This window comes from Pedobacter sp. ok626, assembly GCF_900100435.1.
Classification (GTDB): Bacteria; Bacteroidota; Bacteroidia; order Sphingobacteriales; family Sphingobacteriaceae; genus Pedobacter.
Genome location: NZ_FNEX01000007.1, coordinates 113067 through 126563, shown reverse-complemented (window position 1 = coordinate 126563; position 13497 = coordinate 113067). Strand labels below are relative to the sequence as shown.

At 37.4% G+C, this 13497-nt stretch carries 16 protein-coding genes; 12 read left to right on the top strand and 4 right to left on the bottom strand.

Features of this window, described 5'->3' with window-relative positions; genetic code table 11:
• Nucleotides 1–5 precede the first annotated feature (5 nt).
• The 9 genes from BLS35_RS11875 (at nt 6) to BLS35_RS11835 (ending at nt 5278) form a co-directional block, all read left to right on the top strand.
• Nucleotides 6–596 carry a cytochrome c oxidase subunit 3 gene (locus tag BLS35_RS11875; protein ID WP_090781181.1) on the top strand — a complete coding sequence of 197 codons (591 nt, stop codon included), beginning with the start codon at nt 6–8 and terminating at the stop codon, nt 594–596.
• Between the two features lie 30 nt (nt 597–626).
• The gene (locus BLS35_RS11870; RefSeq protein WP_090781179.1) at nt 627–1334 is read left to right on the top strand and encodes a cytochrome c oxidase subunit 3; all 708 of its coding nucleotides are present in this window, start codon (nt 627–629) and stop codon (nt 1332–1334) included.
• 20 nt (nt 1335–1354) lie between these two features.
• Nucleotides 1355–1711 carry a cytochrome C oxidase subunit IV family protein gene (locus BLS35_RS11865; RefSeq protein ID WP_090781177.1) on the top strand — a complete coding sequence of 119 codons (357 nt, stop codon included), beginning with the start codon at nt 1355–1357 and terminating at the stop codon, nt 1709–1711.
• Nucleotides 1711–2418 (top strand): SCO family protein, encoded by a 708-nt coding sequence (locus BLS35_RS11860; RefSeq protein ID WP_090781175.1) that lies wholly within the window; start codon nt 1711–1713, stop codon nt 2416–2418. Before BLS35_RS11865 ends, BLS35_RS11860 begins: the two co-directional genes overlap by 1 nt.
• A gap of 16 nt (nt 2419–2434) precedes the next feature.
• Nucleotides 2435–2968 (top strand): DUF420 domain-containing protein, encoded by a 534-nt coding sequence (locus BLS35_RS11855; RefSeq protein ID WP_090781173.1) that lies wholly within the window; start codon nt 2435–2437, stop codon nt 2966–2968.
• A 38-nt stretch (nt 2969–3006) separates the two neighbouring features.
• A complete protein-coding gene (locus BLS35_RS11850) occupies nt 3007–3255 on the top strand; it encodes a hypothetical protein (RefSeq protein ID WP_090781171.1) in 249 nt (82 codons plus the stop codon).
• A gap of 13 nt (nt 3256–3268) precedes the next feature.
• Nucleotides 3269–3667 (top strand): DUF983 domain-containing protein, encoded by a 399-nt coding sequence (locus BLS35_RS11845; RefSeq protein WP_090781169.1) that lies wholly within the window; start codon nt 3269–3271, stop codon nt 3665–3667.
• Nucleotides 3664–4326, top strand: a complete 663-nt coding sequence (locus tag BLS35_RS11840) for a DUF2461 domain-containing protein (protein ID WP_090781168.1) — start codon at nt 3664–3666, stop codon at nt 4324–4326. Before BLS35_RS11845 ends, BLS35_RS11840 begins: the two co-directional genes overlap by 4 nt.
• A 109-nt stretch (nt 4327–4435) precedes the next feature.
• Entirely contained in the window at nt 4436–5278 is an 843-nt protein-coding gene (locus tag BLS35_RS11835) for an OmpA/MotB family protein (protein WP_090781166.1), read from the top strand.
• Between the two features lie 63 nt (nt 5279–5341).
• Here the strand turns inward: BLS35_RS11835 and rfbC are convergent, their stop codons facing one another.
• Genes rfbC through BLS35_RS11820 form a run of 3 tightly spaced genes read right to left on the bottom strand, consistent with a single transcriptional unit; the run spans nt 5342 to nt 8029 of the window.
• Nucleotides 5342–5896, bottom strand: a complete 555-nt coding sequence (gene rfbC / locus BLS35_RS11830) for a dTDP-4-dehydrorhamnose 3,5-epimerase (protein ID WP_090781164.1) — start codon at nt 5894–5896, stop codon at nt 5342–5344.
• A 6-nt stretch (nt 5897–5902) separates the two neighbouring features.
• Entirely contained in the window at nt 5903–6205 is a 303-nt protein-coding gene (locus BLS35_RS11825) for a DUF4286 family protein (protein ID WP_090781162.1), read from the bottom strand.
• A 15-nt stretch (nt 6206–6220) separates the two neighbouring features.
• A complete protein-coding gene (locus BLS35_RS11820; RefSeq protein ID WP_090781160.1) occupies nt 6221–8029 on the bottom strand; it encodes a tetratricopeptide repeat protein in 1809 nt (602 codons plus the stop codon).
• Nucleotides 8030–8333: 304 nt separating this feature from the next.
• On the opposite strand from BLS35_RS11820, the gene BLS35_RS11815 reads away from it, so the two are divergent.
• The 3 genes from BLS35_RS11815 to BLS35_RS11805 are packed head-to-tail and all read left to right on the top strand — an operon-like array spanning nt 8334 to nt 12599.
• Nucleotides 8334–10226 (top strand): S9 family peptidase, encoded by a 1893-nt coding sequence (locus BLS35_RS11815; RefSeq protein WP_090781158.1) that lies wholly within the window; start codon nt 8334–8336, stop codon nt 10224–10226.
• An 11-nt stretch (nt 10227–10237) separates the two neighbouring features.
• A complete protein-coding gene (locus BLS35_RS11810) occupies nt 10238–11905 on the top strand; it encodes a sensor histidine kinase (RefSeq protein ID WP_090781156.1) in 1668 nt (555 codons plus the stop codon).
• A gap of 4 nt (nt 11906–11909) precedes the next feature.
• Nucleotides 11910–12599: a response regulator transcription factor gene (locus tag BLS35_RS11805; RefSeq protein ID WP_090781437.1), complete on the top strand. Its 690-nt coding sequence runs from the start codon at nt 11910–11912 to the stop codon at nt 12597–12599.
• Here BLS35_RS11805 and BLS35_RS11800 read toward each other — a convergent pair.
• Nucleotides 12596–13486 (bottom strand): UbiA prenyltransferase family protein, encoded by an 891-nt coding sequence (locus BLS35_RS11800; protein ID WP_090781154.1) that lies wholly within the window; start codon nt 13484–13486, stop codon nt 12596–12598. The genes BLS35_RS11805 and BLS35_RS11800 overlap by 4 nt on opposite strands.
• Between the last annotated feature and the right edge of the window lie 11 nt (nt 13487–13497).

Sequence of the window (13497 nt, the reverse complement as noted above, 5' to 3'; positions counted from 1 at the left end):
TTTAAATGGTACACACATTAAAAGAAGAGGATTTAAAGATGGAAGCGGCCTTTAATGCTAAGCCGAGGAAATTTGTAGTGTGGTTATTTGTAGTTTCATCAACGATTATGTTTGGTGGCTTTACGAGTTACTATATTGTTTTTGCTGCATCAAAAGGTAAAGGGCATGGTTTGGTATTGCCAGATCTTTTTATGTACAGTACGGCGGTATTAATTGCAAGCAGCATTTGCTTGTTTCTGGCCTCAAAAGCCCTAAAGAATGGCAATATTGCCAGTCAGAAATTATTGCTTTGGGGAACATTGGTATTGGGCTGTGTTTTTGGTTATTTACAGGTTGATGCCTGGGGGACTTTATTCCATACAGGAGCTGCCTTTGTAAATAATAATGCAGCAATTTCTATGATTTACGTGGTATCAGGACTTCACCTGTTACACATTTTTGCTGGTTTATGTTTTGTGACAAGTACCTTAGTTGGTGCTTACATGGGCATTTCGGCAGAAAAGAGCAAATTCCGGATGGATATTGCTTCTATATTTTGGCATTTTATAGATATATTATGGATATATCTGTATGTTTTTTTACTTTTGAACAGTTAGACTTTTTAACAAACTATTACAATTTATAAAATGAGTTCATTATCACAATTAGATCAGGTAAAAACCACTCCATGGAGCGGAGGCCGCTCGCCGTGGTCAGTAGAGTACGGCAAAATAATGATGTGGTTTTTTCTAGTTTCTGATGCATTTACCTTTTCATCATTATTGATTTATTACGGAGCGCAACGCTTTAGTAAACTTACCTGGCCAGATCCGGATTTGGTTTTTCAATCAGTTCCAGGTATAGCAGAAGGAGGATACCCACTGGTATTTGTTGGTATCATGACTTTTATCCTGATCATGAGCTCTGTAACAATGGTATTGGCTGTTGAAGCAGGACACAGGAGATCTAAGAAAGAAGTGATTTGGTGGATGGTAGGGACCATTATTGGTGGTTTTATGTTCCTTGGTTGTCAAGCAGCAGAATGGACTCACTTATTCCATGAAGGTTTTGGATGGGGTAAAATTCCTCCAATGGAAACTTTACATCATTTGTTTGATGGCGAAGTGTCTACAGTATCTGCTTTGCAGTTCTCGAACTTGTTTTTCACTATCACAGGATTCCACGGATTCCACGTATTTAGTGGTGTAATCATTAACATCATCATTTTATGCATGACGATTAATGGTACTTTCGAAAAACGCGGACATTACCTAATGGTTGAAAAGGTTGGTTTATACTGGCACTTTGTAGACCTTGTTTGGGTATTCGTATTTACCTTCTTCTATTTAGTTTAATTTTTCTCAATTAAGATATTATGTCACAACATACAGAACATACGCATGATGAGCATGCACACGGTGAGCATGCGGCTTTAGACAAAAAGAAAATCTGGCAGGTATTTGGTATCCTGTTGGCCATTACAGTAGTTGAGTTTATTATCGCTTTGTGGGCTATCCCAGGTAAACACATGACTCAACATATCGGGAACTATGTTTACATCGCATTGACGTTATTAAAAGCCTTTTATATTGTTGCATATTTTATGCACCTTAAATTCGAGAAGGTTGGACTTCAGGTCTCTTTATCTGTTGTTTTCATTTTCATATTCTACTTTATTGTTTTAATGTTAATTGAAGGCGGATATTTACACTTACATATGCCTCTGGTTTAATGAAGGGTACTTCAATAAAAAAAGTTTTAATCCTGGTCACCATCTTAGCGGTACCAGGATTTTTATATTATTTACTACAGGATCAGGGCAAAAACAGGTATAGACCATTGCCTATTTTCGGTCCGAAAGTAGTAGCCACTACCTTCCATTCCGTTCGTGGAAAACAGATCCCCGATACAATTTATCATCAGGTAGGTGATTTTAAGCTGGTCGATCAGGCTGGTGATACCGTTACTAACAAGCATTATGACGGGAAAATATTGGTTGTAAATCTTTTTTATACCAAGGGAAATACCACTTCGGTAGATATTGCAAATAAAGCAATGCAATCTTTTGAATTCACGTACAGACCAAATAAGAAAGTAAACCTAATCAGTTTAAGTATAGACCCTGAATATGATACACCAGCACGTTTAAAACCGTATGCAGAAAAGCTTTCTGCTAAACCTGATAAATGGGATTTGCTGACCGGTGACAGTACGCAAATCTACAATCTCATTAATAAGGGACTTTCTGTAGATGCCCATCAGGAGCTGGTTAATGGTGAGAAGAAATTTGTTTACAGCAACATGTTCGTTTTGCTGGATTATCATCACCGCATTAGAGGCTATTATGAGGCCACTAGTCAGGTTGATATGAATAAATTAGACGACGAGATCAAAGTATTAATCATAGAAGAATTAAGAAACAATAACGACGGACGTTAATCCGTTTACACGAGATATGAGTGACAACACCCCAATTGAACAGAAATATAATAAATGGATCATTTTGCTCTCGATTGTTATTCCATTGGCCGTAGCCGTATTGTTTTACGTTAAAATTCCTAATGCTACACCACTGCCATTTTTGCCACCAATATACGCGACCATAAATGGTATAACTGCAGTTTTATTAATTGTAGCTGTTATAGCCATTAAAAATGGCAAGCGTAAGTTGCATGAGAATTTAATGAAATGTGCAATTGCCTGTTCGTTGTTATTTTTGGGGATGTATATCGCCTATCACATGACAACTCCTTCTACGAAATTTGGTGGTGAAGGAGCTATTAAATACGTTTACTTCTTTATTTTGCTTACCCATATTCTCTTGTCTATTGCTATCATACCTTTGGTATTGATTACTTATGTACGGGCTTTAGCTGAGCGTTTTGATAAGCATAAAAAGATAGCTAAAATCACTTTCCCTCTTTGGGTATACGTTGCTATTACCGGTGTAGTGGTATACCTAATGATCTCTCCTTATTATAGTTATTAAGCGCTCCTTAATCAGATTGTTTCCCTATATTTGTAAATATGAAAAGGATTGCATTTGTCTTCGTTTTTATCGTGCTGTCGGCCATCGCTGTAAGTAATACAGCCGATGCACAATGTGCTATGTGTTCTGTTAATGCAGAGCAAAGTGTTAAAAATGGCAATACGCAGGGTAATGGTCTAAATACAGGTATTTTATATTTGTTAGCTATTCCTTATGTTTTGCTTACGGGTATTGGCGTTTTATGGTATGTGAAATTCCGTAAAAGACCAACCCAAGGCATGTCTTAGTTCTTCTGATACCATGCAGAAAACATCAAAGCTTCACGCAATCATACATGGCAAATGCCCGCAATGTCGCCGCGGTGATATCTTTACCGGTAGTTTATATGGTTTCAATGTACAACGTACAAATACGGTTTGCCCACATTGTGGCCAGCGGTTTGAAATAGAACCAGGGTATTTTTATGCGGCTATGTATGTTAGCTATGCCATGAACTGTGCTGAAATGATTACACTAGGCATTGCTACCTATGTTTTATCTGGTGGTCGTTTGGATTTCGATTCATTCTGGCTTTATCTAGGTGTAATTTTTACAGGATGTTTACTTTTATCCCCCTTCAATTATCGCTATTCCCGCGTGATTTTATTACATTGGCTATCTCCAAAAATAAAGTATAACGCGTATTACGATAAGCCATGATTAAGCCAGAAACACTTGCCTTTATAACAGACGTTGCGGAAAATAATAACCGCGAATGGTTTGCTGAAAATAAAGAAAGGTATGAAATTGCCAAAACTGATGTCTTGAACTTTATTGATCAGCTCATCCCAAGGCTTGCTGCTGCCGATCCGGAATTTTCTATAGAGACACAGGCAAAAAAATGCCTGATGCGTATTTACAGAGATGTACGTTTTAGTAAAAATAAGGATCCTTATAAAAACAACTACGGAATTTCTTTCGGTGTAAAAGGAAGAGGCATAGACGAACCAGGCTATTATCTGCACATACAACCTGGAAGCTGTTTTTTTGCAGCAGGGTTCTGGATGCCGGAAGCATCAGATCTGAAAAAGATTAGAGAAGAGATCGACTACAATACAAGTGATTTTTTGGATATTATTAACGCGGAAAATTTCAAAAAGACCTTTACACTGAGTCAGGAAGATAAATTGAAAAAGGCGCCTAAAGGTTATGAAGTAGATCATCCTCAGATAGAACTGTTGAAGCTAAAAAGCTTTATTGCTACTTTTCCTATTAAGGACGAAGAGTTTTTAAAACCCGGGATCGTTAATAAGTTGAAAAATGCTTTTGAAAGTGTATATCCTTTTATTCTATTTTTGAGAAAAGCAGTTGAGCAATAGTTTTTGCATCGAAAAAATTAAGTCCTAAAACCAAATGAACCCTAATTTCTGCTACCTGTAAGCTCAACTGGGCTTAAGCAGAATATAATCCTTAATTCAATATACACTAATGAAGAAAATCAGTTTGTTTTTATTTGTCGGATTGTTTGCCAGTGCATTCACTTCCTGCGTAGTCCTGTCGCCTCAAAAGTATAAGACATTATTGGCCAAACAAGATTCCTTAAACAAGGGCTGGAATGAGTCACAATTAATGAACGAGAACCTGGAAAGCTTAATCGCTAAACTGCGAAAAGATACTAGCGGATTAAATAGCTATTTAAGCGATTTAAAGGGTAGATACTCGGAGATGGATAACAACTATACAAAGTTACGTAGTAATAGCTCTAATGAGATTAATAAGCTGTCTGCCGACTTAAAGAAACGTGAGCAACGACTTAAAGAGGTAGAAGAGATTTTGCGTAAGCGTGATGAGGCCACCAACCAGTTAAAGGAAAAATTACAGCAAGCGCTATTGGGCTTTACTAAAAATGGTTTAACCGTTGAAATTCGCAATGGTAAAGTATACGTTTCATTAATGGATAAACTATTGTTCCCTTCGGGCAGTATTATCATTGATGAAAAGGGAAAACAAGCTTTAAGCCAGCTGGCTAGTGTGTTGAAACAACAACCAGAGATTAATATAGCTGTTGAAGGCCATACAGATTCTCAAAAAATTACTAATCTTGGTCAGATTAAAGACAATTGGGATTTGAGTGTATTGCGTTCTACCTCAGTGGTGCGGTATTTAACCGAAGTAAGCAAGGTTGAAGGGGTCCGTATGACAGCGACTGGTAAAGGTGAGTTTCAGCCTTTAGGTCCAAACACCTCTGCTGATGGCAGAAGTAAAAACCGTAGAATTGAGATTGTGCTTTCACCGAAACTGGATGAATTGTACAATTTGATTAAGCAGTAAAATAAAAATCGCCTGCATCACTAGAAATGATACAGGCGATTTTTATTAAAGGCATTTTTTTATTTAAAAAGGACTTTTAAAGTCTTTAAATTGAGAAAGCACCTGGTCTTTATCAGATAATAAGAATTCAGATTCAGCGATATCTCTGCTCCATTCAATATTCAAGTCAGGATCGTTCCACATTACACCTATTTCCGAGTTTTTATCGTAGTAATTACTTACTTTATAGGTGAAAATCGTTTGATCTTCCAGCGTTAAGAATCCATGTAGAAATCCTGCAGGAACCCAAAGTTGTTTGTGGTTCTCTTCACTTAATTCGATGTCGAAATGTTGTCCATATGTAGGTGAGTTTTTTCTGATGTCGACAGCAACATCCATAACGGCACCTTGTAGTACACGGACTAATTTTCCTTGTTCAAAAGGTTGGGCCTGCGCATGTAATCCGCGTAGGGCTCCTTTTTGCGAAAAGGATTGGTTGTCCTGAACAAAATTTACATTTATACCTGCTTCTGCAAATAGTTTTGCATTATAGCTTTCGTAAAAATAACCACGGTTATCTCTCCATACTTTCGGCTCGATGATTAAAAGGCCTTCTATTGGGGTTTGAGTAATTTGCATGTATAATTAAGCGATGTATTCCATTAAAGTACGGAAAGAAACAAATTTATTTTCGAAAAGATCGTTTACCTCGGCTTGTAATGCTGGGGCAAAGTTTGTTTGGTAATCAAGATAATCAGCCATATGATCAACAACATATTGGGCGCAATAGGTTACTCCCTCATTAGGTGAGTCCAACACCCTTAATAAACGATAAGAAACAAACTTTCCTGATGCCATAACATTAGGAATATGCGTCTCCTCCACCCATTTCAGCCAGCTGTCTGCTGCTGCGTCTTCAATTATCGTAGTTACATTATATAATAGCATGCTGCAAAGATAATACTAAGTACCAACATTATCACCGCGAAGTTTTCGGAAACGTTTACGCGCTTCGTTGGTATACATACTGCCCGGATGGTCATTGATTAATTTCTGGTATAGCTTTTTGGCTTGTTCAGTATCCTTCAGTTTTGTTTCGTAAAGATCGGCAAGTATAAATAAAGCGTCGTCGGCCCAAATGCTGCTTGATTGTTGCTCGGTGAGCATTTTAAGTGCAATTACCGCATTGTTGATGTCGTTGGTTTTAATACATACCCTTGATTTTGCCATTAAGATATCATCAACAAGCGTATTGCCTGGAAATACAATCGCGATGCTATCTAGTTTTGCTAATGCTTTTGAAGGGAGGTTACTAAAGTCAAGCATTTCAGCGTCTGCATACATTTTAAGGGCATTGCTGTCGACAGTAGATTGTAGGTTGTCTGAGATCAGTAAACTAAGGTTTAGCGCATCATTGGCAATTAACTGCGAGGTAGAGGCTTTCAGTACATCAGCCTGTGATTTGGCATAAGTAAAGTTGCCTTGATAAAAAGAAAGTCGGGCAGATCGGTATCTAGCTTCATTACCTATATCCTGATTCTCGAATTGCTTAGCCACTTGTTCATAAATCAAAAATGCTTCCCAGGGTTGTTGTGTTAAGATGTACACATCGCCGAGGTCTAATTTTATTTGTCCGATTTCAGTGGCAGGAATACCCGGGATAGTTAGTATATTTTCGAGTGCAGCTTCAGCTTTTTTATGGTCGTTGAGATAATAAGCTTGTAAATTGGCCAGTTTCTTTAGTGCGAAAAGTGTTTGGCGATTTTTGCCATATTCATCAATTATAGCCTGGTATTCAGCGGCCAATTCTGTTATGATTTTTTTGTCATTCTGACCGCCCATCACCTGCTGATATTTCGCATTGATCATTTCGACCTTCGAAGGCAGATAATAGGGATTTTCTTTGCCCTTGGTTAACAAATACTCGTAGGCTTTAATCGCTACTGGATAAGCTTTGTTGTCCAGAAAAGTATTAGTGGTATTAAATAAAATAGTTCCATCATCCTTGATGCGCTTATCTTGCGCAATAAGTTGCCTTAAAGCCATGTCGTATTCCTGCTGTTGCAGGTATTGCCAAATGAGTAGTTTGGTGTAAATTTCTGTCTGAGGTTCTTTTTGTATTTTTTTTAGCAGGGCGGACTGTAAAATCTGATAATCATTGTTGTCTTCAAATACAGTTGATAATACGCTTTCTGCCTGGGGTAGCAATTGGGGCATTTCCGGTAATGCGTTCAGGTATTCTTGAACAAGCATGTTTTTGTCTTTCTTATAACGGTAAATGCTCAACAGTTCATAAGTAAAGGGTTTTTCGTCATTCAATATTTTTCGCCCCTGTAAAAAGGCAGAAATGGCCAGGTCATAAGCTTGAAAACCATAAAAATAATTGGCAATTTCTCTGATTTTGAATTCATCAGCTGGCAGGTTGCTGATCACTTGCATATAGAGTTTATTGGCGGCTTCTGTTTGGCCTTTATCCTGATAAACTCTTGCTAATGCAATGCCATATTCTAAATTCTTTGAATCTTGCCGGATTAGCTTTTTGACCAGTTTTTCGGCATCATCATACTTTTTTAGTTTAAGTAGTGTGTTGAGATAGAGCTCAAAATGGGTATCGCTTTTGGTCTTGTTAAATAGTTTTTCGAGTAAAACTACCGCTTGTTGGTATTGGCCTTGCTGATAATATTGGTAGGCCAGGGCATCGTCTACATTATCTTGTCCAAGGCAAAATAGGTTTACAAAACAAAATACAACGATTATGACCAGTTTTTTCATTTCAAGGATTAAAGTTCCGGACCTAAAATTAATGATTTTTAACTAACTTCCTCCCAGGAACAGTAGGGGATCTGTACCACAGGTAAGGATAAGTCCTCACATGATACACACATTCTACAGACATTCTTCACAAAAAGGTACCTGATTGTGGCCTTGGTGTGAAGGAGGTGTGAACCAGGTGTGAAGAAACAGTAGGATTGTGCGCATTTGCATTAAACGTAACATTAAGATTTTAAAGTAACAATATTGGTGTATTGCCTATTTACAAAGCTGGTGTTGTGTAGCTTTGTGGGCTTTGAATGATATGATTGGATTTAAAAAATATTTTTTCTTCATTCTGGTACTGTTTGCTTTTGCATGTCAGCGCCAGAAAGAGACACGAACGATACCTGTTGATGATTTTTTCAAATCACAAAATAAGGTGGGCTATCGTTTGTCCCCAGATGGGAAAAATCTTTCCTACCTTAAATTAAAGGGAGCAGACAGGAATATTTACATTGAAGACCTTAAAACCGGTGAAGGAAAGAGTATCACCCAGTTTAAAGGGATGAATATTGTTTTTTATTGCTGGGTGAGCGATAACGAACTGATCTATTATAAAGAGGTTGATGCTGGCAGCAATCGGTCTGATATGTATATTATTGACAAAGAAGGAGAAAATGAGCGTCAGCTTGTAAAGAATGAGAAGAGTAGGTTAAAAATTGTTGATGATCAATTGATTGATGATAAATACTTACTGGTGTCTTCTAATAAACGAGATTCGACGGTATTTGATGTTTATCGTTTAAATGTACGTAATGGTGCTATGGAAATGGCGGCTAAAAATCCTGGGAATATTATCGACTGGAGAACTGATGCAGAAGGTAAGTTAAGACTGGCTATGAGTAGCGACGGGGTTAATACAACTATTCTTTACAGAGCTACAGAAAATCAACCCTTTAAATCTGTACTTACGAGTAATTTTAAAGATACTTTCAGACCCATTGCTTTTAGTCATAGCCAGCCTAATATTATCTATGCCATATCTGACATCAACAGAGATAAAACGGCCTTGGTAGAGGTGGATTGCAATACAGGAAAAGAAGTAAAGAATCTTTTTTGTAACGATACTTTAAATATTACTGAAGCGCAATATTCTAGAAAGAAACAAAAAATATCTTTTGTGGTTTACGAAACCTGGAAAAAGGAGAAGTACTTTTTGGACGATTCGGTAAGGCAGGTGTATGCCAATTTGGATAAGCTTTTGCCGAAAACGGAAGCCAGAATTTTTGATAAGGACGAAGCTGAAAATGTATTCATACTAAGGACATTTACAGATAAAAATCCGGGCTCTTATTATCTTTATTTCGCTAATACAAGTAAGGTTAGGAAGCTGAGTGATTTTAATTCGTCTATCCGGGAAGAAGAAATGTGTGAAATGAAGCATGTAAGTTACCAATCAAGGGACGGCTTGTTGATTCATGGATATTTGACCCTTCCGCTCAATGAAAAAGCAGAAAATTTGCCTGTGGTGGTATTGCCTCACGACGGTCCTGTAGAAAGGAACTTATGGGGATATAATCCGGAAGTTCAGTTTTTGGCGAATAGAGGATATGCCGTATTACAGATAAATTACAGAGGCTCTTCAGGCTATGGAAAAACCTTTGTAGCGGCAGGATTTAAGCAATGGGGTGGTAAAATACAGGATGATATTGATGACGGTGTGAAATGGCTTGTTGACAATAAAATTGCCGATCCAAAGAGGATTGGTATTTATGGTACTGGTTTTGGTGGCTATATTGCTTTAAATAGCTTGTATTTACACCCAGATAAGTATGTTTGTGCCGCTTCAAATGCTGGTGTGATCAACCTGTTTACTTACTTAAAGTCAATTCCGCCTTATCAAAAACCTATTTTGCAGATGTATTACGAAATTATTGGTAATCCACTTACAGATATAGATAAAATGAGGCAAGTGTCGCCATTGTTCCAAACAGATAAAATTAATTCACCTGTATTGCTGGCTCAAAATATTAAAGATCCAAATAACAACTCGAGTGAAACCATGCAGTTTGTTAAGAATCTCAAAAAACGCAATGTAAGTGTTACTTATATCGAAAATCAAGGTGATATATATGCCGGTAAAAATGAAGCTTTAAGGCACAAATTTTACACTACACTGGATGAGTTTTTAGAATTTAACCTGAAAAGGAAGTAAATTCACAGCCTATGGCTTCAGAGAAGAAAGACGGTTACCGTAAGAATTTTTCGTTGATACTCACTTTCATCGTGTTGATGTCTGTGCTGTTTCTGCTCTCTTTGGGATTAGCCTATAGGTTCAGTACTAAATATATCGAAAACGAATTTGTCTCGGAAAAGGTAAATGTGCTGGAGCAAAGTATTAAACCTTATAACGATTTCTTTCAAAAAAAACTTCCTGAAGTTTCTTTCTATAACGGATATCTGGATTCTGCAACAGCTTCGAGGTTTGTAGACACCGTTTTGTTGGAATACCCTTTTGTCTCAAAGGTTATTTTTTACGATTCTGAGGTAAGTAATACGCCGGTTAATGATGGCTTAAATACTGGCAAGTTCTCTTTCGGGCCTAAAAATATTTATCAGTTTGGAAGCCTGGTACCGAATGATTCTATTCGCCTATTCTCAAGAAATAACACCCGGAATTTTATTGTTGGCGATGATTTTAATGCGCTGGCATTAAAGCTGGTATCTTATATTGAAAGTCTGGATACCAATCGTATCCCTACGCAGGATGAGCTATTTAGTAATTTTAGTAATGTTCGTACCAATAAGATCACTTACCTGAATATTCCAAGACTTGAGGATTTGAAGATCTATAAGGAGATGTTGCGGAATACTTTAAATCCCAGTCCTGTTTATCAACAGGATATGTTGTCCTTTCAATTAGATCCTTATAAAATAAAGATCATCAACCCTCGTCCGTTGTTGTATCAATATATTAGAATAGCACCACTTACTTACGACCCATTAGATACTACAGAAGTATATCTGAGTACTGAGATTACTTTGCCGGGGCCATTTTCTGATTATAAACTGTTCTTTATCTCTTCAAAATCATTTATTGATAGAGAGATTTTTGGTTATTTTTTCCCTATTGCCTTGGCCATCCTCTTTTTTTATGGAATACTGGTGTTGGTAGCCGTTTTAATTTACCGAAATCTGAACATTAACCAGAAGATGTTTAAGTTGCAGTATGATTTTGTAAATAACCTGACACATGAGTTTAAAACGCCGGTCAGCGTGATAAAGATAGCAGGTAATAACATTAAGAGTGCAGTTGCGCTTAGTGAGCGGGAGCTTAAACTGTACGGTAAAATATTGGATGAAGAAGCGGATAAGTTAAATGGATTGATGAATAAGCTGCTTGCTTTTACGCAAATAGAGAATAAATCAATACAGCTAAATCGGGATCGGGTCCGTATGGTAGATTTTATTGAAAGTACTATAGAGTCGCATCGGTTAAAACATCCTGATTTTAATTTTACTTATGAAGTGAGTGGTTTTACCACGTTTGTAACTGACCCGGTATTGTTGGGTAGCTTGTTTGATAACCTTGCAGAGAATGCTTATAAGTACTCTCCTCCGGAGCGTAAAAAATTGCATATCAGTGCCCGGTTAATTAAAGGCAAAGTTGTATTTAGGTTCACGGATCAGGGTATAGGTATACCTGCGTCAGAAATTAATAATATATTTAAGAAGTTTTTCCGCATTCAAAACCAGTACAACCAAAATGGAAGTGTGGGATTGGGGTTGGCTTTTTGTAAGGAACTGGTTAATTTTATGGAAGGGGAGATTACTGTGAGGAGCAAAGTAAATAAAGGATCAGAATTTAAAATTGTATTACCCTATAATGATTAAAGATATGTCGAAAGGAGTTAAAATACTGATAGTTGAAGACGATGAAAACTTACGTTTTTTAGTCGTACACCGTTTGAAATCTGAAGGATATGAAGTTTCGGAAGTTGGAGATGGTGAGGCTGCAGAACGTACCATATTAGCAGATAAACCGGATATTGTTTTGTTGGATTGGATGTTACCTGGCAAACAGGGCGCCCAGGTATGTGAAGATGTACGGAAACAAGGCTTTGATAATTTGATTATTATGATGACGGCCAAAGCTCAGGATGTAGATAAGATTGATGCTTATAACTTTGGCGCTTCGGATTATGTAACTAAGCCATTTAATATGGATGTGCTGGTTGCAATGTTGGACAGTAAGGTGAAATTTATTTTACACAACGATCGCTCTGAGGTGCATCGTTTTGGCAATATGGAGCATCATCCTAATATTCATACGCTATTTAGAGATGATAAAAAGATTGAGTTAACAATTCTGGAGAATAGAATATTACTTTATTTTTTGCGTAACCCGAATAAAGTCATCAACAGAGATGAATTGATGTTGGTGGTTTGGGGATACAATTCGGATGTAAATACGCGTACCCTTGATATGCATATAGTACGTTTACGTAAAAAGATTGAATTGAATCCTGATAACCCGCAATTGTTGCAAACCGTTAGGGGAGTGGGCTATCGTTTTAATCCGGCTTAAATTAAAGTCGAAAGGCAAGTCGCTATTACCAGTACAACGTATTGCAATAACATGGTTCCATCGATATAAAAGAAATAGTAATATTCATTCTTTTTGATATTGGATTTGAAAATTAACCAGCCGGTAAGTAGTAGGGTTAAGGTTAGTGCAATAATATCTGAAATAGCAGCTTGCCTAAACAGCAATAGCAAGGCTAAGTAACCTATTAGCAGGAACTGGCAAAAGATATATGCTTTTTTTTCACCTAACATTACAGGGATAGTTTTCAATGCGTAAAGTTTGTCTTGAAATAAATCCCTGATGTCGAAGGGGATGGTAATTGCTGCTATAAAAAGGAAGCGCTTAGCAACCAGCAATAAAGTTTCCGCTGTTGAAATATTGATCTGATAGTTGTGTTCCAACTCAACTACAGGTAGCAGCACACAGCTTACAGACCACACTAGAGCGATTAAAAATAACTTGATGCCCGGAATGTTCCGCAGACCTATTTTTTGGTTATTAAGCGTTAAAAACGGGATGTTATAGCCTAAAGCAAGTACCGCAGTGAATATCATGAGCAGTTTGGCCTCAATACTGAGGTAAAGTAGACCTAGGGGGATCAGGCAGAGAACCGAAATTAGGGTAATAGATATGATCAGCCTGTGATGTGAAAATATCCATCTTACCCTTATGTATGGTGAGTGTTTTGGGTCTTTTGGTTTAGACAGCAGCATACTAAAATTGTAGATGCCAATGGTGCCAAAAAATATGATGGCCAGAATGTACTTATCAGGGGCTACATTTAATAAGTGGTAGGTGACCAGCCCCTGAGCAACGGCGCAAATGGCAATAAACAAATTGCTGAAAAGCAAAAAGTCGAGAATTGGCAAGAGCACTTTTTTAATCATGTATGGTTTTG

Coding starts and splice junctions, on each gene's coding strand:
- BLS35_RS11875 (WP_090781181.1), top strand. CDS start 6: ATGGTACACACATTAAAAGAAGAGGATTTAAAGATGGAAGCGGCCTTT.
- BLS35_RS11870 (WP_090781179.1), top strand. CDS start 627: ATGAGTTCATTATCACAATTAGATCAGGTAAAAACCACTCCATGGAGC.
- BLS35_RS11865 (WP_090781177.1), top strand. CDS start 1,355: ATGTCACAACATACAGAACATACGCATGATGAGCATGCACACGGTGAG.
- BLS35_RS11860 (WP_090781175.1), top strand. CDS start 1,711: ATGAAGGGTACTTCAATAAAAAAAGTTTTAATCCTGGTCACCATCTTA.
- BLS35_RS11855 (WP_090781173.1), top strand. CDS start 2,435: ATGAGTGACAACACCCCAATTGAACAGAAATATAATAAATGGATCATT.
- BLS35_RS11850 (WP_090781171.1), top strand. CDS start 3,007: ATGAAAAGGATTGCATTTGTCTTCGTTTTTATCGTGCTGTCGGCCATC.
- BLS35_RS11845 (WP_090781169.1), top strand. CDS start 3,269: ATGCAGAAAACATCAAAGCTTCACGCAATCATACATGGCAAATGCCCG.
- BLS35_RS11840 (WP_090781168.1), top strand. CDS start 3,664: ATGATTAAGCCAGAAACACTTGCCTTTATAACAGACGTTGCGGAAAAT.
- BLS35_RS11835 (WP_090781166.1), top strand. CDS start 4,436: ATGAAGAAAATCAGTTTGTTTTTATTTGTCGGATTGTTTGCCAGTGCA.
- rfbC (WP_090781164.1), bottom strand. CDS start 5,896: ATGCAAATTACTCAAACCCCAATAGAAGGCCTTTTAATCATCGAGCCG.
- BLS35_RS11825 (WP_090781162.1), bottom strand. CDS start 6,205: ATGCTATTATATAATGTAACTACGATAATTGAAGACGCAGCAGCAGAC.
- BLS35_RS11820 (WP_090781160.1), bottom strand. CDS start 8,029: ATGAAAAAACTGGTCATAATCGTTGTATTTTGTTTTGTAAACCTATTT.
- BLS35_RS11815 (WP_090781158.1), top strand. CDS start 8,334: ATGATTGGATTTAAAAAATATTTTTTCTTCATTCTGGTACTGTTTGCT.
- BLS35_RS11810 (WP_090781156.1), top strand. CDS start 10,238: ATGGCTTCAGAGAAGAAAGACGGTTACCGTAAGAATTTTTCGTTGATA.
- BLS35_RS11805 (WP_090781437.1), top strand. CDS start 11,910: ATGTCGAAAGGAGTTAAAATACTGATAGTTGAAGACGATGAAAACTTA.
- BLS35_RS11800 (WP_090781154.1), bottom strand. CDS start 13,486: ATGATTAAAAAAGTGCTCTTGCCAATTCTCGACTTTTTGCTTTTCAGC.